At 49.1% G+C, this 20255-nt stretch carries 19 protein-coding genes and 2 pseudogenes; all 21 read left to right on the forward strand.

What is annotated here, in order from left to right; genetic code table 11:
- Positions 1–39 precede the first annotated feature (39 nt).
- The 21 genes and pseudogenes from NSQ16_RS03690 (at position 40) to NSQ16_RS03790 (ending at position 20253) form a co-directional block, all read left to right on the forward strand.
- A complete protein-coding gene (locus NSQ16_RS03690) occupies positions 40–483 on the forward strand; it encodes a nuclear transport factor 2 family protein (protein ID WP_019712804.1) in 444 nt (147 codons plus the stop codon).
- A pseudogene (locus NSQ16_RS03695) lies at positions 480–1345 on the forward strand (NAD-dependent epimerase/dehydratase family protein); the annotation flags it as partial. The gene NSQ16_RS03690 and the pseudogene NSQ16_RS03695, both read left to right, overlap by 4 nt.
- Before the next feature lie 129 nt (positions 1346–1474).
- Positions 1475–1723 (forward strand): spore coat-associated protein CotJA, encoded by a 249-nt coding sequence (gene cotJA / locus NSQ16_RS03700; protein ID WP_003219489.1) that lies wholly within the window; start codon positions 1475–1477, stop codon positions 1721–1723.
- On the forward strand, positions 1707–1970 hold the full coding sequence (gene cotJB / locus NSQ16_RS03705; protein ID WP_003219491.1) for a spore coat protein CotJB: 264 nt from the start codon (positions 1707–1709) through the stop codon (positions 1968–1970). Before cotJA ends, cotJB begins: the two co-directional genes overlap by 17 nt.
- A gap of 14 nt (positions 1971–1984) precedes the next feature.
- On the forward strand, positions 1985–2554 hold the full coding sequence (gene cotJC, locus NSQ16_RS03710; protein WP_003233850.1) for a spore coat protein CotJC: 570 nt from the start codon (positions 1985–1987) through the stop codon (positions 2552–2554).
- Positions 2555–2678: 124 nt separating this feature from the next.
- Positions 2679–3221, forward strand: coding sequence for a GNAT family N-acetyltransferase (locus NSQ16_RS03715; RefSeq protein WP_019712805.1), 543 nt, complete (start codon positions 2679–2681; stop codon positions 3219–3221).
- Positions 3218–3547 (forward strand): annotated as a pseudogene (locus tag NSQ16_RS03720) (YesK-like family protein). The gene NSQ16_RS03715 and the pseudogene NSQ16_RS03720 overlap by 4 nt, the downstream one beginning before the upstream one ends.
- 114 nt (positions 3548–3661) lie before the next feature.
- Positions 3662–4291: a YesL family protein gene (locus NSQ16_RS03725; RefSeq protein WP_019712807.1), complete on the forward strand. Its 630-nt coding sequence runs from the start codon at positions 3662–3664 to the stop codon at positions 4289–4291.
- Complete coding sequence (yesM, locus tag NSQ16_RS03730; protein WP_019712808.1) at positions 4288–6021, forward strand: two-component system sensor histidine kinase YesM; 1734 nt, start codon at positions 4288–4290, stop codon at positions 6019–6021. The genes NSQ16_RS03725 and yesM overlap by 4 nt, the downstream gene beginning before the upstream one ends.
- A complete protein-coding gene (yesN, locus tag NSQ16_RS03735) occupies positions 6021–7127 on the forward strand; it encodes a two-component system response regulator YesN (protein ID WP_019712809.1) in 1107 nt (368 codons plus the stop codon). The genes yesM and yesN overlap by 1 nt, the downstream gene beginning before the upstream one ends.
- Before the next feature lie 103 nt (positions 7128–7230).
- Positions 7231–8514: an ABC transporter substrate-binding protein gene (locus NSQ16_RS03740; RefSeq protein WP_015715472.1), complete on the forward strand. Its 1284-nt coding sequence runs from the start codon at positions 7231–7233 to the stop codon at positions 8512–8514.
- Positions 8511–9440, forward strand: coding sequence for a sugar ABC transporter permease (locus NSQ16_RS03745; RefSeq protein WP_003233835.1), 930 nt, complete (start codon positions 8511–8513; stop codon positions 9438–9440). Before NSQ16_RS03740 ends, NSQ16_RS03745 begins: the two co-directional genes overlap by 4 nt.
- 3 nt (positions 9441–9443) lie before the next feature.
- Positions 9444–10334, forward strand: a complete 891-nt coding sequence (locus NSQ16_RS03750) for a carbohydrate ABC transporter permease (RefSeq protein WP_015252615.1) — start codon at positions 9444–9446, stop codon at positions 10332–10334.
- A gap of 15 nt (positions 10335–10349) precedes the next feature.
- Positions 10350–11384 (forward strand): rhamnogalacturonyl hydrolase YesR, encoded by a 1035-nt coding sequence (gene yesR / locus NSQ16_RS03755; protein WP_019712810.1) that lies wholly within the window; start codon positions 10350–10352, stop codon positions 11382–11384.
- Positions 11385–11406: 22 nt separating this feature from the next.
- Positions 11407–13692 carry a transcriptional regulator YesS gene (gene yesS, locus NSQ16_RS03760; protein WP_128441429.1) on the forward strand — a complete coding sequence of 762 codons (2286 nt, stop codon included), beginning with the start codon at positions 11407–11409 and terminating at the stop codon, positions 13690–13692.
- 13 nt (positions 13693–13705) lie between these two features.
- Positions 13706–14404, forward strand: a complete 699-nt coding sequence (gene rhgT, locus NSQ16_RS03765; RefSeq protein ID WP_080477801.1) for a rhamnogalacturonan acetylesterase — start codon at positions 13706–13708, stop codon at positions 14402–14404.
- The gene (locus NSQ16_RS03770) at positions 14397–15059 is read left to right on the forward strand and encodes a YesU family protein (protein WP_038427510.1); all 663 of its coding nucleotides are present in this window, start codon (positions 14397–14399) and stop codon (positions 15057–15059) included. The genes rhgT and NSQ16_RS03770 overlap by 8 nt, the downstream gene beginning before the upstream one ends.
- On the forward strand, positions 15056–15682 hold the full coding sequence (locus NSQ16_RS03775) for a YesL family protein (RefSeq protein WP_317680173.1): 627 nt from the start codon (positions 15056–15058) through the stop codon (positions 15680–15682). The genes NSQ16_RS03770 and NSQ16_RS03775 overlap by 4 nt, the downstream gene beginning before the upstream one ends.
- 120 nt (positions 15683–15802) lie before the next feature.
- Positions 15803–17665 (forward strand): rhamnogalacturonan lyase, encoded by a 1863-nt coding sequence (gene rhgW / locus NSQ16_RS03780; protein ID WP_327838027.1) that lies wholly within the window; start codon positions 15803–15805, stop codon positions 17663–17665.
- Between the two features lie 45 nt (positions 17666–17710).
- The gene (gene rhgX, locus NSQ16_RS03785) at positions 17711–19549 is read left to right on the forward strand and encodes a rhamnogalacturonan exolyase (RefSeq protein ID WP_327838025.1); all 1839 of its coding nucleotides are present in this window, start codon (positions 17711–17713) and stop codon (positions 19547–19549) included.
- Between the two features lie 50 nt (positions 19550–19599).
- Entirely contained in the window at positions 19600–20253 is a 654-nt protein-coding gene (locus NSQ16_RS03790) for a rhamnogalacturonan acetylesterase (protein ID WP_327838024.1), read from the forward strand.
- Positions 20254–20255 lie beyond the last annotated feature (2 nt).

A 20255-nucleotide genomic window follows, 5' to 3' on the forward strand; every position in this document is an offset into this window, starting at 1 on the left:
GGACTGAATAGTCTAGAAATAAAAATGAGGTGATGATGAATGTTGATGAATGAGTTTGAAAAAGCATGTGAAACATTGAGAAAGTTTATGGCTTATATGCTTGAGAAGGACATGAAGAGCTGGACGGAGCTTTGGGATGAGAATGCTGTATTTGAGTTCCCTTATGCGCCGGAGGGATCACCAAAAAGAATAGAAGGAAAAGCGGCCATTTACGATTATATTAAAGATTATCCTAAGCAGATTCATCTTTCTTCATTTACCGCTCCGACAGTGTACCGTTCAGCAGATACGAATACGATGATTGCGGAGTTTCAATGTGACGGCCATGTGGTTGAGACTGGGCTGCCTTATCGCCAAAGTTATATCAGTGTCATCGAAACGAGAGATGGCCGCATTGTGCGTTATAAGGATTATTGGAATCCGCTTGTTGTAAAAGAGGCCTTTGGAGGATCATTTTTGCAAACAGAGGAGAGTGGGAAATGATGAAACAGAATCCGATTTTAATCACGGGCGGGACTGGCACAGTCGGCAGCCGAATCGCCAGCCGTTTAATAAAGTTGGGATACAGAGTGCGTATTGCAAGCCGAAAAAAGGGCGCGCTTGCAAGCGCGGAGTATGTGTATTTTGATTGGAAGGATGCCTCCAGTTTTACGCCTGCTCTAGAACAGGTAAAAGACATCTATCTTGTTGCTCCGGTTGGTGTACTTGATCCGGCTCCCTATGTGCTTCCCTTTTTAAAGGAAGCAAAGCGTCTCGGCGCAAAGCGGGTAGTGATGCAAAGTGCGTCTGTTGTCTCCGAGAACGGTCCCGTGTTTGGCGCGCTTCACCAGGCAGTGCGCGAGTTTCCAGAATGGACGGTGCTGCGGCCCTCATACTTTATGCAAAATTTCATCAATGTCCAGCATCGCATGTCTATTCAAACGGAGGGGCGCATCACAACGGCTTCGGGTGAAGGAAAACTTGGGTTTATTGACGCTGATGACATCGCAGAAACAGCCGTCAGGGCTTTGATTGATGATGTTCCTCATCAAACACATCATATTCTGACAGGTCCCGAGGCGCTGAGCTATGCCGAAGCGGCGGAGATCATTGGAGCTGCGGCGGGACGCCGGGTGGAGCATGTCAGCATTTCTCGTTCCGAGCTGCAGCATAAAATGGAGGCAGGAGGTTTGCCCGCGGATTATGCCCATTTTATGGCGAAGCTTGATGAGGCAATCAGCCATGGTGCGGAACATCGGGTAACGGATACAGTGAAGCGTGTGACGGGAAAAGAACCTCGTTCGCTGTCAGAGTTTGCGGCTGCTCATGCTGCATATTGGAAACACTGACCTCATTTTGGACTGAATAGTCTAGAAAGACCTTCGGCGCTTCCGAAGGTCTTCTTATTGAAAAAGCTAAGTCGTGTTTTAGTCATAATCATGCCTCCTGCCTCATACCTATTAAGGTCATTGTTTTTGAGAAAGGAGGAGCCGGAATGAAGGATATGCAGCCGTTTACGCCTGTCAAATCATATACGCCCTTTCACAGCCGTTTTGATCCCTGTCCGCCCATAGGGAAGAAATATTACAGAACGCCCCCTAACCTTTATATGACCTTTCAGCCTGAGCACATGGAGCAGTTTTCGCCGATGGAGGCTTTGAGGAAAGGCACCCTTTGGAAGGATCTCTATGATTTTTATGAAAACCCTTATCGAGGGGGAGACGCACATGGCAAAAAAGGTTGACGCCGAATATTATCGTCAGCTTGAGCAAATACAGGCTGCTGATTTTGTGCTTGTTGAGCTGAGTCTTTATTTAAATACACATCCTCATGATGAAGATGCGCTGAAGCAATTCAATCAATATTCCGGCTATTCAAGGCACTTAAAAAGACAGTTCGAATCCTCTTACGGACCGCTTCTGCAGTTCGGCAACAGCCCCGCGGGCAAGGATTGGGATTGGGGAAAAGGGCCATGGCCGTGGCAAGTATAAGGAGGAATGCCTGAATGTGGGTGTATGAAAAGAAGCTGCAATACCCTGTCAAGGTCAGTACGTGCAACCCGACGCTGGCGAAGTATTTGATTGAGCAGTATGGCGGAGCGGACGGCGAGCTGGCCGCAGCTCTCCGGTATTTGAACCAGCGTTATACGATTCCTGATAAGGTCATCGGCCTTTTAACAGATATCGGCACGGAGGAGTTTGCCCATTTGGAAATGATTGCGACCATGGTCTATAAGTTAACAAAAGACGCCACACCGGAGCAGCTGCGTGAAGCTGGGCTTGGCGATCATTACGTCAATCACGACAGCGCGCTTTTTTATCATAATGCGGCGGGCGTGCCGTTTACCGCGAGCTATATCCAAGCGAAGGGCGATCCGATTGCCGATTTATACGAAGATATTGCCGCAGAAGAAAAGGCGCGGGCGACGTATCAATGGCTGATTGATATTTCGGATGATCCTGATTTAAACGATTCCCTGCGTTTTTTGCGTGAGCGTGAAATCGTACACTCTATGCGCTTCAGAGAAGCGGTTGAAATTTTAAAAGAAGAACGGGATAAAAAGAAGATTTTCTAATAGGCAGATTGGCCTCTCTTTCATACACCCTTTTACATACAGAGAAAATGGTCTGTTTTTGCAGTTTGGTCTGCATTATAATCAAGGTGTGTGTGCAAGCTTACTTTTTGATTGGGAGGCCTTTATGTCAGCTTTTAAGATTGAGAACGAAACGATTGCAGATGGATTTTACGCGTGTCCGGCCGTCTATGAGGATGCAGAATCGATTACCGGGTTGCTCGTCCGAACAGCTGAATGGCTCCGGGATCGGGGTTCTAACCAATGGAGCGGACTTCTAAAAGGGCAAGATATACATGATATCACGGGGTCAATTGAAAAGGGACATGTGTTTGTGTTTAAAAAAGATGAAGAGCTTGCGGCTGTCGTGATGCTGCTGCCTGAACCGAGCGAGTGGGACCGGGCGCTTTGGGGAGACGATGGGCATGAGGAGTCCATTTATTTGCATCGCCTCGCAGTAAGCCGCCGGTTTGCGGGACAGGGGCTTGGAGCCCGCGTCCTTCAATGGGCGGAGACGGGCATACACTTTCCGGAAAAAACGCGGATCCGGCTTGACTGTGTCGCTGATAGCGACGCCCTGCATTCCTTTTATCGGCGTATGGGATATGAATTCATGGGTGCTGATGCGTCCGGATATCATTTGTTTGAGAAAGAGATTACGGCAGAATAAGCGTCCTTTGCAGGGGGCTTTTTTGTCTTTTTCTAAAAGGGAGGGCAGGCGATGTGTGGGCAATATTATTTGTGACAGGGATCGTGACGGCTTGTCTGTTTGCTGGCGTATCCGTTTTGATGCGGATGAGATTTCCTGACAAAAGTCGGCCGGAATGGATGTTGGCCGGGCTGATCGTCCTTGGTGTGTTTCTGATCTGGTAGAGCCTCGTGTATGTACGCGGCTGGGAAGGGGCTGCGCTCGGAATGCTTGGATTCAATGTCATTTTCGGAGCCATTGCCGGATATTTGATCGATAATGCCATCCGGCGTTACAGGAAAAGATAAGGCTGCTGCCGTCTCTCATCATGTCGAAATTTTCACAGACCGGCAGGAATTTTCTTTCGAAAGGAGAAATACATATTACTTTAAAATGAAAGCGTTTTCCGAAGCAGGAAGGTGATGTTGATGATACACAGTGTGACAAATGGGCTGAATCGTTTTTGTACGTGGGTGATGAGATTGGCCTATTTGAATGTGCTTTGGATTTTGTTTTCTCTTGCAGGCCTGGTTGTGTTTGGGCTGATGCCCGCTACTGCCGCGATGTTTACAGTGGCGAGAGAATGGGCGAAGGGGAATACAGATGCCCCGGTGTTTTCTGTCTTTTTTCGGACGTTTAAAAAGGAATGGCGGGCATCACAGATCCTCGGGCTTATCGTTGTGACGGCTGCCCTGTTTCTGTTTGCGGATATGCGGATAGCGGCTCAGATGGACCAGCCTGTGCTCGTCAATGTATTCCTGAGCATTAGTTTGATTTTCGCGTTTGTTGTGCTGTATGTGTTCCCGGTATTTTCTCATTTTGACGTAAAAATCAGAGAGGTGCTGAGCATCAGCTTTTTGATTGCTTTCAGCCGTCCGGCGGTGACACTTTTGATGGCAGCGGGCGCTGTCGGTGTGCTTTGTCTCGTTCTGTTTCATGTCACGTTTCTATTGTTTTTCAGCGGAAGTTTACTCAGCCTGATCTTAACGAAGCTGTCCTTTAAAGCGTTTCGGTCAATGGATCAGCGGCAGGAGAAAGAAAAGGCGGCATGAAGAAAAGAGTTGCTGGCTGGTACAGGCGGATGAAGATTAAGGATAAGCTGTTTGTGTTTCTATCGTTGATTATGGCCGTATCCTTTCTATTTGTATACAGCGGGGTCCAGTATGCCTTTCATGTGTATGATGAGCAGATTTACCGCAAGTCCTCGGAGGTGCTTCGCATGTCTTCTGAAAGGATCGAAGACGAGCTGAAGAAGATAGAGGATGTGTCATATGAAATCATTACAGACGAACAGATTCAGCGCATCCTGAGCATGCAAAATCGGGATGATACGTATGATCAATATCAAATGAAGCAGGAGCTTTGGGATCAGCTTGCGGGATATGCCAGTGATGAAAAGTACATCGATTCCATTCATTTGATTGATGCCCGCGGCTCAGAGTATTCAGCCGGAAGCAGTTCTTCAGATCTTTTGCAGCAGGAGCAGGAAGAGGTATTTAAGCGAGCGAAAGCGAAAAATGGAAGAAATCTTTGGATGACGCTCGGCGGGTCAGATCCTGTCCTGATTTCAGCACGGCAGATCAGGTCCTATCACCAGCTGAGTCTGAACGGCTTGGGCATGGTGCTGATCCAAGTCAATGTAAAACAAATGATTCGTGATGTGCCGAAGGATTGGGGCGATTCAGTCGGAGACATTATGATTGCTGACCAAGGCGGGAATTTGGTGTATACGGCACATGCATCAGCGCATGTTCCTGAGGCAGCAAAAGAGACGCTGAAGCACCCCGGTTATGACTTGATAAAAAAGAATGGCAAACGTTACTTTATTTCTTATCTTCAATCATCCTACCAAAATTGGAGCTACTATAACGTTATCCCCTTTGATCAGATGTTCGCGAAAATTTCCTTTATGAAAACAGTGATCGGCACATGCTTTCTCCTCTTTTTCTGTGTGGTTTTGCTTTTCGGAAGGAAAATCGCCAACAGCATCACGGAGCCGATTGAACAGCTTGTGACCGCGATGAAATCGGTACAGCACGGCGGCATTGAAGCAGGTGTGTCGCTTTCTCTGCCGGAACATACACAGGATGAGGCCGGCATGCTGAACCGTCATTTTACTGTCATGATGAAACGGATTAATGAGCTGATGGAAGAAAATGTGGAAAAACAGCTCATCATTAAAGAAACCGAATTGAAAGCACTGCAAGCCCAGATCAATCCGCATTTTTTATATAACACGCTCGAGTCCATCAATTGGCTGGCCAAGGCGAATCAGCAAAAGCAAATCTCAAAAATGGTGGAATCGCTCGGTTTTCTTCTGAGAAACAGCATACATATGAAAAAGGATATCGTGACCATACAGGAGGAGGCGGACATTTTACGTCACTATATGACCATTCAGCGATTTCGATTTGAAGAGCGCCTGAATTTCACGTTGGATATTGACGATGAGGTGAAGCATTGCCTCATTCCGAAACTGACGCTCCAGCCGCTTGCGGAAAATGCGATTCAATACGCGCTTGAACCCTTTACAAGGCCATGCGCCATCCGGATTCAGGCGAAAAAGGCAAAGGAATGTGTCTGTATTACGGTCGAAGATAACGGCCCTGGCATGGATGGACGGATTCTTGAATCAACGGGCGGAAGAGGAATCGGACTTTGGAATATTCGCGAGCGCATCAGCCTGACATTCGGAGAGCCATACGGCTTGCGGATTCATAGTGAGCATGAAAAGGGGACGAGGATTGTGATCACAATACCGTGCCGAAATGAGGTGGTGTGATGTATAAAATACTGCTGGCTGATGATGAGAGGATTATCCTTGATGGAATGGCAGGAATCATTGAGTGGGAGTCGCTTGGCGCCTCATTGATCGGTAAAGCGCAGAACGGACATGAAGCATATGAAAAGATTGTACATAAGCAGCCGCATATCGTCATCACAGACGTCAAAATGCCCGGCATGGACGGGCTTGAGTTGATCAAAAAGGTGTCAGCCATCAGTCCGTCGGTGCAATTTATCGTCCTGTCCGGGTTTGGAGAGTTTGAGTACGCAAAGGAAGCCATGAAATATGGGGTGAAGCATTATTTGCTGAAACCCTGCAATGAACAGCAGATTATCAGCTCGCTGGAGGAAATCATTGCTGAGCTGAAGCGGCAAGATGTGCACAAAAAGAAAACAGCCCATCTGAAACACGAGCTGGACCATATCCGTTCCTTTGCAGCCGATCAATACTTGGAAGGCTTGATCGCAGGTGTAGCCCAGTTGTCTCCGCCGCCTTCACTTGCCGGAAAAAAGATCCGCCTCTTGATCTTAAAAGGGGAACAATCTATTGATGCTGTAGCCAGAGAGGCACTCGGATCGGCACTGACAGCGGTTTGCAGCAGCGGAGAATGGACAGTGCTCGCCGTAGAGGAGAACGCCGCTGAAAAGGCGGCGAAGGTTTTTGCGGACCGCAAGATGGCCATCAGTCAGGCGGGAGAACTCCGGCACGCGGGGCAGCTGTTTCGTGACACAGCTGAAGCGTCTGGTGACCTGCATGGGAGCGCAGTGATTTCAAAAATGATCAGGCTTATTGCCGACGAGCTCGGAAATCCGAATCTGTCCTTAAAATGGGCGGCGAAGGATATGCTGTTTATGAATCCTGATTATCTCGGGAAGTTATTTAAGCAGGAAACAGGCGAGAAATTTTCACAATATGTTACACGAGTGCGTCTTGAACATGCGATAAAACAGATGAAAATGAGGCGGGATGCGAGTGTATCAGAAATTGCTGAAGAAATCGGGTTTGGCGATAATCCGAAGTATTTCAGTCTTGTTTTTAAAAAATATACCGGTCTGACACCGTCAGAATTCAGAAGAAAACAGGGAGGCGCTTCCGCAGGATAGCCATCTCTGTTTTTTTGACTTTCGCCACTGTTTTTTGAGTGTTTCGCCTTATCCGAACGCTTTAAAATAAAATGTAAGCACTTACATTAAAGGGGGGATTGGTTTGAAGAAGATTTGTTACGTTCTGTTATCGCTTGTCTGTGTCTTTATTTTCAGCGGATGTTCTGTGGGCGAAGAGGCATCGGGGAAAAAAGAAGACATTACGCTCAGAATCGCGTGGTGGGGCGGGCAGCCAAGGCATGATTATACAACAAAGGTAATTGAACTTTACGAGAAAAAGAATCCTCACGTCCATATTGAAGCGGAATTTGCGAACTGGGATGACTACTGGAAAAAGCTTGCGCCCATGTCTGCCGCCGGCCAGCTTCCTGATGTCATTCAAATGGATACCGCTTACTTAGCCCAATACGGAAAGAAGAACCAGCTGGAAGATTTAACGCCGTATACAAAGGATGGGACGATTGACGTCAGTTCAATCGACGAGAATATGCTGTCGGGCGGAAAAATCGACAATAAGCTTTATGGATTTACGCTAGGTGTCAACGTGCTGTCTGTGATTGCCAATGAAGATTTGCTGAAAAAAGCCGGTGTGTCTATCAATCAGGAAAACTGGACGTGGGAGGATTACGAGAAGCTGGCGTATGATCTTCAGGAAAAAGCCGGTGTCTACGGTTCCAACGGAATGCATCCGCCTGATATTTTCTTCCCTTATTATTTGCGCACAAAGGGTGAGCGCTTTTATAAAGAAGACGGCACTGGCCTCGCGTATCAAGATGATCAGATGTTTGTCGATTACTTTGAACGGCAGCTGAGGCTGGTGAAAGCGAAAACGTCCCCAACACCTGATGAAAGCGCACAGATTAAAGGGATGGAAGACGATTTTATCGTCAAAGGCAAATCAGCGATTACATGGAACTACTCCAATCAATATTTGGGCTTTGCCCGGCTGACAGACTCGCCGCTGTCTCTCTATCTGCCGCCGGAGCAAATGAAGGAAAAGGCGCTGACATTGAAGCCGAGTATGCTGTTTTCCATTCCGAAAAGCTCTGAGCATAAAAAAGAGGCAGCGAAATTTATTAATTTCTTCGTGAATAATGAGGAAGCGAACCAGCTGATTAAAGGCGAGCGAGGCGTTCCAGTCTCCGACAAGGTGGCGGATGCGATTAAACCGAAGCTGAATGAGGAAGAAGCCAACATCGTGGAGTATGTAGAAACCGCGTCAAAAAACATCAGCAAAGCCGATCCGCCAGAGCCTGTGGGAAGCGCGGAGGTCATCAAGCTGCTGAAGGATACGTCAGATCAGATTCTGTATCAGAAGGTATCGCCGGAAAAAGCCGCCAAAACGTTCCGAAAAAAGGCCAATGAGATATTAGAGAGGAATAATTGACGGGAAATGGGGCTGACGCAATGAAAAAAAGCCGGAGTATAAGAAAAGACAATCTGGCGGGATATGCTTTTATTTCTCCGTTTATCATCGGGTTCCTATGCTTTACGGTGATCCCGATGGGGGCGTCCCTGTTTCTGTCCTTCACGAGCTATGACTTGTTTACGGCGCCGAAATGGATCGGGCTCGACAACTTTAAGGAAATGTTTACGGGTGACGAAAAGTATTGGCAGTCTCTGAAGGTGACATTTACGTATGTGCTTGCCGGGGTTCCGCTCCGCCTCGGCTTCGCGCTTTTTATCGCTGTCATTTTAAACAATGCAGCAAAAGGAACGGCCATTTACAGAACGCTCTTTTATCTGCCTTCGATCATCGGCGGGAGCGTCGCCGTGGCGATTATGTGGCGCAATATTTTTGGCAATGACGGGGTCATCAATGCGCTGCTGTTTTTTGTCGGGATTGATCAAAAAATTCTTTGGTACCAGAATCCGACAAGTGCACTGTGGACATTGATTCTGCTGTCCGTCTGGCAGTTCGGGTCGTCAATGCTGATTTTTCTGGCCGGGCTGAAAAACATTCCGTCTTCGTATTTGGAAGCGGCAAGTGTGGATGGGGCAAATCGGGTGCAGCGTTTCTTCAAGATCACGCTTCCGATTCTTACACCGATTATTTTCTTTAACCTAGTGATGCAGACGATTTCTGCTTTTATGACATTTACACCTGCCTATATCATTTCGAAGGGCGAGGGCGGGCCGCTTGACGGGACACTTCTCTATTCGCTCTATTTGTTCCAGCGTGCGTTTAACTATTTTCAAATGGGCTACGCATCGGCGATGGCGTGGGTCATGCTTGTCATTGTCGGGCTGATTACGCTCATATTGTTTAAAACATCGTCATATTGGGTTCATTACGAGTCAAAGGAGGAATGACGGATGGAGCCGGTCAACGAGCCTGTCAGAAAAGCCCCGGTTTTAGAAAGAAAAAAAGCCGGGCGCGTCAGTCCCAAACGCATACTGTTCCATGTTTTTACGGCAACGCTGGCGGTGTTGCTGCTGTACCCGGTCATTTGGCTGTTTGTCAGCTCGTTTAAAGAAAGCGCCAGTATTTTTACAACCTCACATTCTCTCATTCCCGACCCTTTTATTCTCAGTAACTATGCTGAAGGGTGGAAGGGTATCGCGGGACAGCCGTTTCTGACGTTTATTAAAAACTCGGCGATCATTGTCGGACTGTCAACAATCGGTGCCGTCCTGTCATCGGCTGTCATTGCGTACGGATTTGCGCGTATTCCGTTTAAGGGAAAAAAATTTTGGTTTGCGTGCATGATGGGGACGTTAATGCTGCCTCATGAAGTGTTGATGATTCCGCAGTATATTATGTTTGCGAAATTAGACTGGCTGAATTCCTTTAAACCAATTGTCGTTCCGCAATTTTTCGGGCATGCGTTTTTTATCTTTCTGATGATCCAGTTTATCCGGACGATTCCCGAGGAGCTGGATGAAGCCGCGCGAATCGACGGATGCGGGCGCTTTGCCTGCTTTTGGCGGATCATTCTCCCGCTGATTGCCCCCGCGCTTGCGACGTCTGCGATTTTCTCCTTCTATTGGAAGTGGGAGGAGCTGATTCAGCCGCTTTTGTATTTGAATAAGCCGGAGCTTTACCCTGTTTCACTTGCGCTGAAGCTTTTTCTCGATACAGAGTCGGCTTCGAACTGGGGCGCGATGTTTGCCATGTCGGCCGTCTCGTTATTGCCTGTGATTCTTGTTTTCTTTTTGTTTCAGAAATATATCGTTCAGGGCATCAGTACGACCGGATTAAAATAAAAAGGAGTGTTGCAGATGGCACAGCTTATCTTTGATGATGAAAAGGTGACGTCCGTTATTGACCGGATCGTGAAACGGACATTTCAGATGGATTTTGCGTGGGATTGGCCGGGCGGCGTCGCGTTTTACGGTGTGGCGGAGGCCTATGAAGCGACGGAAAACGAGGAATATATCAATCTGTTAAAAACGTGGGTGGATGAACAGCTGGAGGATGGGCTGCCGCCGCTTTCGATCAACGGAGTTTCCATCGGGCATACGCTTTTGTTCCTCCACAAGGTGACGGGTGATGACGTGTATTTGGAAACAGCGGCCGAAATGGCGGAATATGTGCTGCATAAGGCGCCGCGCTTTGGCGAGGGTATCCTTCAGCATACGGTGAATGCAGCAGAATACGTATTCCCTGAACAGGCATGGGCGGATACGCTGATGATGGCTGGGCTGTTTATGCTGAGAATCGGGCGGATCATGGAGCGTGAGGATTATTTTGAAGACGGCCTGCGCCAGTTTCACGGACATGAGGATGTGCTTCAGGACCCTGTCACGAATTTGTACTACCACGCCTGGGACAACAAAGCGCAAAATCATCTGTCGGGGATTTATTGGGGCAGAGCGAACGGCTGGGCGGCACTCACGATGGCAAAGGCGCTCCCCCTTATTGAGGTGACACATCCTTCCTTTATGATCATCGACGGATCGCTCAGAGACCAGCTGAGCGCGCTTGTCCGGCTTCAGGATGAATCAGGGCTGTGGCATACGATTTTGGATGATCCGGATTCTTATCTGGAGGTTTCGGCATCAGCGGGTATTGCTTCTGCTCTGATGTCGAGCGGAAAGCTGTATACAAAATATGTGCAGAAATCGCTTGCCGCCATTTTGGATGCGGTGGAAGAGGACGGACGGGTCAGCAAGGTATCAGCCGGGACAGCCGTCATGAAAAATGCCGAAGGATACAAACAGGTGCCTTACAAACGAATACAAGGATGGGGGCAGGGACTTGCGCTGACGTTTCTTGCTGATGTTTTGAAAACGAAAAAACGCGTGTATCAGTAAAGACAGCGGCGGGGGGAAAGGGATGAAAAAACAGCCTCAACAGAAGGAACGGGTTTCTCGCTGGAAGGGAACGTATTTCAAAAGAAACTTTGTCTTCATTTTGCTGATTGCCTGTATTCCCGGATTGCTGACTGGCGGCGCAATCTACTTTCTTTCGATCGACAAGGTGGAGAAAGAGCTGCAGAGATCGCATGAAACACAGGTGGCGCGTGAGGTCAGCCGAATGGATGAGAAGCTGGGAGTGCTTGAACTGGCTCTCACCCAGATGGCCTACGATTCTTCACTGATGAACGGATTGGCCGAGAGGGATTTGGAGAAAGATTATACGTTCTCCTATCAATTAACGAAAAAGCTGTTTCTTTTGCGGGATCAGCAGCCGCTGATCGAGCAGGCTTCCATCTTTCTGAACAGCCCCCGGCCACTTGTGCTGAGCCCTGAATACAGCGCTTTGACAGAACAAGAGGGCCTTCGCAAGTATCGCTCGCTGCTTGCCACAGACCACAGCATTTATTGGAAACGGTCGGGAAATCAAGCGATGCTGATCCAGCTCATTCCGGGCGCGGCTGAGAAACCGTTCGGCGTGATCATGCTGGCGGTTGATCCGAAAGAAATGGAATCAATCCTGCAAAGCTTGTCCCCCTATCCTGATGGCAGTGCGCTGCTTTTAGATCAAAATCAAGAGGTGCTGTTTCATGAAGGGGAAAAAGATTTTGAAAAGACTTTACTTCAAGAGATAAAAAAACAGCCTGCTGAGAAAGGCCATTTTCAGATGGAATGGGAAGGCAAGGTGTATTCTGTCTCCTTTGGAGAAATGAACCGGATGCATCAGCAATGGACCTTTGTGTCAGCGGCGCCTCTTTCAGCTATTACAGCGCCGATGGTGTTTTTATCAAAAGTGATCATCGTGATGCTGGTCATTTGCATCGGTTTGGCGGTATGCATGACATGGTATGCATCAAAAAAAATCTATCGTCCCATTCAGCATTTGCTTGGCTTGTTTACCGGAGGAGAGAAGAAAGTATGGCAGGCGTCCGGGCAGGATGAATTCAAGTGGATTGAAAAGAGATGGCAGGATCTATCCCTTGAAAGCCGGAAGCTCCAAGAGCAGCTCCTGCGGCAGACGCCCCATATGAAAAAGAGTTTTTTGCAGCACCTCTTGCAGGGGGATTTTTACTATGACAACGAGGAAAGCCTCAGATTGCGGATGGAGGAGGCTGGCTGGAACATCGGCGGAAACGTGTTTCATGTGCTTGATCTACAGGTGACAGGGCTCCGCTGTGAAAAAAGCATCTTCCGTGAAGGTGATGAACAGCTTGCCGTGTTTACCCTGACTAATATCGCTGAGGAATTGGCGGCTAAACGCGTTTTTCAGCTCTCCATACTTGATATCGGCCGGCTTTCTATCACCGTTCTTGTGATGAAAACAAACAGCTCTGATCTGAAGGCGTATATAACGGAGCTGGCACGCCAATTTGGGGATGTAACCGGACTATGCCTGACCTCGACATTGAGCAGCAAAACGGAGCGTATCACGGAAATTCCTTCTTTATTTCAGAATGTGAAAAGCGGCAAATCCCGCAGGCAGTTTGCTAACCGGGATCAGGTCATTGATTTGCAGGCCGACTTTCCTCAGAATGAGCAGTTCGCTCCTTATTACCCCTTTGAGATGGAAAAACAAATTGTTCAGGCCATCCGGCTGGAAAGAAAACAGGAAGCCAAGGAACTGATAGATGGATGTATGAGGGAACTGGCGGAAAAGGCAGCCATAGACAGGCATGTGCATTCCGCCCTGATTCAGCTGTTTTCCCGCATTCAGGAGGATATTTTGCATTCCGGGCTCAATCCCAGCGAATTATTTCAGCACCGGAATCCGTTTCTTGATATTTCAGAATTGCGCGAACCTAATGAAGCGGCGGCCTGGCTGATGGATGTAGTGGTGACGCCTTACCTTTCCAAGCTTGAGGGCAGAAAAAACAGACAGCAAAAGCAGCTGGCAGAACGTGTGATTGCGATGATTCACGAACAGTATATGGCGGACATTTCATTGGAAAGCTGTGCCGATGCGCTTGGCATGAATTCATATACGTTAAGCAAGGCATTTAAGCAAGTGACCGGCATTAATTTTATCGATTATGTGACCCAGATCAGAATCGAAAAGGCGAAAGAACTGCTGGTCAATACGAATAAAAAAATTCATGACGTGTCAGAAGAAGTCGGCTACCGCCACAATTACTTTAACCGGATTTTTAAAAAACAGGTCGGCATGCCGCCGGGTGTCTTCAGGCAAATGTATCAGGAAACGCCGTGAAAGGAGAGAACATGTGATGAAAAAACCGATTCAAGTATTTTTAGCGGGAGATTCCACTGTGAGTGACTGCCCGCCTCATGAAGCGCCGATGGCGGGGTGGGGGCAGGTATTCGGGCAATTGTTTTCTGAAGGTGTGCTGGTCCGCAATCATGCCAAAGGTGGAGCGAGCACCAATTCTTTTGTGGAGGAAGGAAGGCTTCAAGCAATTGCCGAACGCATCACACAAGGCGATTATTTGTTGATTCAATTCGGCCACAATGACCAAAAACCGCGGGGGACGAAGCCGTACTCCACATTTCAGCAGTTTCTTACCTTGTTTGCAGATACGGCACGCGAAAAGGGCGCGCATCCTGTGTTCGTCACATCGGTGCAGCGCCGCCGCTTTGATGAAAACGGACGGATCGAGCATACGCTCGGTGAGTATCCCGATGCGATGAAAGCACTGGCGAAGGAGCTCGATGTACCTGTGATTGATCTGCTTGCGAAAACAAAGGTGCTGTATGAAGCATACGGGCCGGAGGAGTCGAAGCGATTGTTCGTTTGGTTTCAGCCGAATGAACATCCGAATTACCCGGACGGCATTGAGGACAATACGCATTTTTCGGAAGAAGGTGCAATGGAGGTTGCGAAGCTTGTGGCAGAAGGCATTGAAGAGCTCGGACTTCCGCTTAAGGACCATCTTGTGAGCCGGGAGGGGAAAGAACATGTATAAGGAAGGCGCGTGCCTGTACCACAATCCGCTCCGGTCAGTTAGTGATGTAAAGGACTGGCGGATGGAGGGAGGCGGACAGATCTCATTTGACGATCACAGCTTGCACCTGTCACATGTCCAGGACGAAGCGCACTTTGTCTTTTGGTGTCCGGAAACCTTTCCAGACGGCATCATTGTGACATGGGACTTCTCTCCGATCGAGCAGCCGGGATTGTGTATGCTGTTTTTTGCCGCTGCGGGTATTCGCGGCGAGGATTTGTTTGACACAAGTCTCAGGAAAAGAACAGGAACATATCCTGAGTATCATTCAGGAGATATCAATGCCCTCCACCTGTCGTATTTCCGCAGAAAATACCCGGAGGAAAGAGCGTTCCGCACCTGCAATTTAAGAAAAAGCCGCGGTTTCCACCTCGCCGCAATGGGGGCCGATCCGCTGCCTTCTCCAGACGACGCTGATTCTCCGTATCGTATGAAGCTGATCAAAGACAAAGGCTATGTGCACTTTTCAATCAATGGTCTGCCCATTCTTGAGTGGATGGACGACGGCAGCACATATGGGCCTGTGTTAACAAAAGGAAAAATCGGGTTCCGGCAGATGGCCCCCATGAAAGCCGTTTACAGGGATTTTGCCGTACATCAAGCGGTGAGAAGATGAAGACGACTGTAACGGATGCGCTTTATGCAGGCTGCGAAGCGGTGGTGAAAATAGCATGGCTCAACGGGCTGTGGCTGTTGTTTACACTTTTGGGCGGCGTTCTTTTCGGATGGGCGCCGAGCACAGCTGCGATGTGTGCCGTTATAAGGAAATGGCTGATGGGGCAAAAGGATGTCCCGGTATTACCGTTATTTCTCGATACCTATAAAAAAGAGTTTCTCAAGGTTAATGCGATCGGATTGGCGTTTTCGGCTCTTTTGATCATATTGTCTGCCAACTATCATTATTTTTCTGCCAGTACGAATTGGCTGTCCTTTGCCGTAACAAACTGCACGCTGCTTGCAGGGCTTTTGTATATCATCGCGCTGATGTATGTGTTTCCCCTTTATGTGCATTACCAGCTCCCGCTTCGCAAATATATTCCGCAGGCACTGCTGTTTGGTGCCATGAGACCGCTGACAACCGGCTGTATGCTGATCGGGTGCGGATTTGTCCTTTATTTGCTTTATACGCTTCCTGGCCTGATCCCATTTTACGGCCCGTGTTTATTTGGGCTTGTGTTGATGTTTTTTGCTCTTAGGGGATTTCAAAAGACGGAGGCCCAGCACCATCAAGCCGGGTAACAAAAAAATGACAAATACGCAAAAAAGTGCAGTGTCCGAAATAGGCAGATGCAAAAAAGTGAAATTGAAGACAGCTCACACAGCGCATAAAATCCAATTTAAGTAAGCGCTTACAGATGAATGAGAAGGAGCTGTCTGATGATTACACAAAGGAAACGCATGTTTACCGCTGTTATGTTGCTGGTCTTGTTGGTGATGGGAGCCTCTGTATGTCCTGTGAAAGCTGAAGGGGCAGCGCGGCAGATGGAAGCGCTGAACCGGGGGCTTGTAGCGGTCAAGACGGACGGGGGCATTTTTGTCAGCTGGCGGTTTCTTGGAACCGAAAACGCATCTGTTTTGTTCAATGTGTACAGAGACGGGCAAAAACTGAATGCTGCGCCTGTCAAAACCACGAACTATGTGGATAAAAACGGATCGGCGGGCTCAACGTATACGGTTCGGGCTGTTGTAAACGGTGCCGAACAGCCGTCTTCTGAAAAAGCCTCCGTATGGGCGCAGCCGTATCATTCCGTCCCGCTGGATAAACCGGCTGGCGGCACGACGCCAAAGGGTGAAGCTTACACGTACAGCGCTAATGACGCAAGTGTTGGCGATGTGGATGGTGACGGGCAATACGAGCTGATCCTGAAATGGGACCCGTCTAACTCAAAAGACAATTCACAGGATGGCTATACGGGTGACGTGCTGATTGACGCGTATAAACTGGACGGCACAAAGTTATGGCGGATCAATCTCGGCAAAAACATCAGAGCGGGCGCGCACTACACCCAGTTTATGGTGTATGACCTTGATGGTGACGGAAAAGCGGAAGTGGCAATGAAAACGGCAGACGGGACAAAAGACGGCACGGGCAAAGTAATTGGAGATGCCAATGCAGATTACAGAAATGAACAGGGGCGTGTGCTTTCAGGCCCTGAATATCTCACTGTGTTTCAAGGTTCAACCGGGAAAGAGCTTGTCACCGCAAATTTTGAACCGGCGCGCGGCAATGTGTCGGATTGGGGAGACAGCTACGGCAACCGTGTTGACCGTTTTCTCGCCGGCATTGCCTACCTTGATGGACAGCGGCCGAGCCTGATCATGACCAGAGGGTATTACGCTAAAACCATGCTAGTTGCCTATAACTTCAGGGATGGAAAGCTGTCAAAGCTTTGGACGCTGGACTCCTCAAAGTCAGGAAATGAAGCGTTTGCCGGACAGGGGAATCACAACCTGAGCATCGCGGACGTTGACGGGGATGGAAAAGATGAGATTATTTTCGGCTCAATGGCTGTTGATCATGACGGGAAAGGCATGTACTCGACCGGCTTAGGCCATGGGGATGCCCTCCATACAGGAGATCTTGATACGGGCCGGCCGGGGCTTGAGGTATTTCAAGTTCATGAGGACAAAAATGCAAAATACGGCTTATCTTTCCGGGATGCTGCAACAGGAAAAATCCTTTGGGGCGTTTATGCCGGCAAGGATGTAGGCCGGGGAATGGCTGCTGATATTGACCCGCGTTATCCGGGACAGGAAGTGTGGGCAAACGGTTCTCTCTACTCAGCGAAAGGGGTCAAAATCGGAAGCGGGGTTCCGTCCTCGACCAACTTCGGCATCTGGTGGGACGGCGATCTGCTCCGGGAACAGCTGGACAGCAACCGAATTGATAAATGGGATTATCAAAACGGCGTATCGAAAAATGTGCTGACTGCATCAGGCGCAGCGGCTAACAACGGCACAAAAGCAACACCAACGCTTCAGGCTGATCTGCTCGGTGACTGGCGGGAGGAAGTCATGTGGAGAGCGGAGGACAGCAGTGCACTGCGCATTTACACGACGACCATTCCGACTGAGCACAGGCTGTATACGCTGATGCACGATTCGGTGTACCGGCTTGGCATCGCCTGGCAAAATGTCGCCTATAACCAGCCGCCGCACACAAGCTTCTTTTTAGGAGACGGCATGGCGGAACAGCCAAAACCAAATATGTATACGCCTTAACTGAAAGGGGGAAGGAACGGGCTGCGCGCAGCCCGTTCCCATCAAATGAAACCAAAAAAGAGGCAAATGGAATACTTGACCAGAGGTTTGATTGCGGTAAAGACAGAACAGGGCGTGTTTGTCAGCTGGCGTTTTCTCGGCACGGATCATGAGACGACGGCTTTTCACCTTTATCGAGATGGAAAGCGGATCACCCGCGATCCAATCGCTGAAAGCACTAATTTTCTCGATCAAAACGGAACGGCTGACGCTGTTTATCAGGTGGCGGCCGTCAATAAGGGAAGGGAAGAAAAACTGTCCAAAGAAGCTTCCGTCTGGCGGGAAAATGTACTGGAGGTTCCGCTTGCCAAACCGGAAGGCGGTATCACGCCGGACGGAAAGCCGTACACCTACAGCGCCAATGATGCCAGCGTCGGGGATGTGGACGGGGATGGAGAATATGAAATCATCCTGAAGTGGGACCCGTCCAATTCAAAAGACAACGCCCATGACGGGTATACCGGGGAGGTGCTCATAGATGCCTATAAACTGGACGGCACCTTTTTGTGGCGCATCAACCTTGGCAGAAACATCAGGGCGGGCGCTCATTACACGCAATTTATGGTGTATGACCTGGATGGTGACGGAAAAGCAGAAATCGCCATGAAAACAGCTGACGGCACAACAGATGGGAAAGGACATATCATCGGTGATGAGCATGCCGATTTTAGAAACGAACAGGGCAGAATTTTGTCCGGTCCGGAATATTTGACCGTGTTTAAAGGAGAAACCGGTGAGGCACTCACGACCGTGGAATATGAACCGCCCCGCGGCAAGCTGGAGGATTGGGGAGACGGATATGGAAACCGGATGGACCGTTTTCTCGCCGGGATCGCTTATTTGGATGGGGAGCGGCCAAGCCTTGTTATGGCGCGCGGCTACTATACGAGAACCGTGCTCGTGGCATACGATTTCAGAAACGGAAGGCTCAAAAAACGATGGGTATTTGACTCCAACCAGCCGGGACATGAAGCATACGCAGGACAGGGGAACCACAGCTTGAGCGTGGCGGATGTCGATGGAGACGGAAAGGATGAAATCATATACGGCGCAATGGCGGTCGATCATGACGGAACCGGCCTGTACTCAACGGGGCTCGGGCACGGAGACGCGATGCATGTAGGGGATCTGAACCCGTCACGAAAAGGGCTTGAAGTGTTCCAGGTGCATGAGGACGCCACGAAGCCGTACGGACTGTCACTGCGAGATGCCGGAACCGGTGAGATATTATGGGGCGTCCATGCTGGAACTGACGTTGGCCGGGGCATGGCGGCTCATATTGACCCAAGCTACAAAGGGTCGCTCGTCTGGGGAATTGATCCGCCGGGCAATGATGGCATGTCGTATGGGCTTTTCACGAGCAAAGGCGAAAAAATCAGCGACAAAGCGCCCGCTTCAGCCAATTTCGCCATCTGGTGGGACGGTGATTTGGTCAGAGAACTGCTTGATCATGACTGGGACGGAACGATCGGCAGGCCAAAGATTGAAAAATGGGATGCTGAAAACGGCTGTCTGAAGACGATATTTCAGCCGGCCGGCGTGCTGTCCAACAACGGCACGAAAGGAAACCCGGTTCTTCAGGCCAACCTGTTCGGAGACTGGCGGGAAGAAGTGATATGGAGAACGGAAGACAGCAGCGCGCTCCGTATCTATACAACGACACATCTCACCCGCCACCGCTTTTACACGCTGATGCACGATCCGGTTTACAGGCTCGGCATCGCCTGGCAGAATACCGCCTACAACCAGCCGCCGCATACGAGCTTTTACCTCGGTACAGGGATGAAAAAACCGCCGAATCCCGCCCTGTACATAGCGGGCAGCAAAGCGGAGTCGCCGCTGTAGGAGGGCTAAGGATAAGAAGCAGCTGTATAAAAAACGAGGGGGAATGAAAAATGGCAAATCATATTTATCTTGCCGGCGATTCGACTGTTCAAACGTATGGAGACAGCACAAATCAAGGGGGCTGGGGGCAGTTTCTCGGCTTGCATCTGCCGGAGCATATTCAAGTGATCAACAGAGCGATCGGGGGAAGAAGCTCGAAAACATTTGTGGAGGAGGGCAGGCTTCAGGCAATCCTTGATGTGATCGAGCCGGATGATTGGCTGTTCGTGCAGATGGGCCATAATGACGCGTCGAAAAATAAGCCGGAGCGCTATACCGAGCCCTACACGACCTATAAACAATATTTAAAACAGTATATCGCAGGCGCGCGAGAAAAAGGCGCCCATCCGCTTCTCGTCACCCCCGTAGCCCGCTTTCACTACGAAAACGGCGTGTTTTTGAACGATTTTCCTGATTACTGCATTGCCATGAAGCAGACGGCTGAAGAGGAGAATGTCCAGCTCATTGATCTGATGGAGAAAAGTCTCGCTTTCTTTACTGAGAAGGGCGAGGAAAAAGTGTACACCTATTTTATGATTTCAGAAGGGATTAATGATTACACGCATTTTACAAAAAAAGGCGCAAATGAAATGGCGAAACTTGTAGCAAAAGGCATAAAGGAGCTCGGCCTGCCATTGACAGAATCGATCATCAAAGAAAGGTGAAA

Origin of the sequence: Bacillus sp. PS108, assembly GCF_037963335.1 — a bacterium.
GTDB lineage: Bacteria > Bacillota > Bacilli > Bacillales > Bacillaceae > Bacillus > Bacillus subtilis.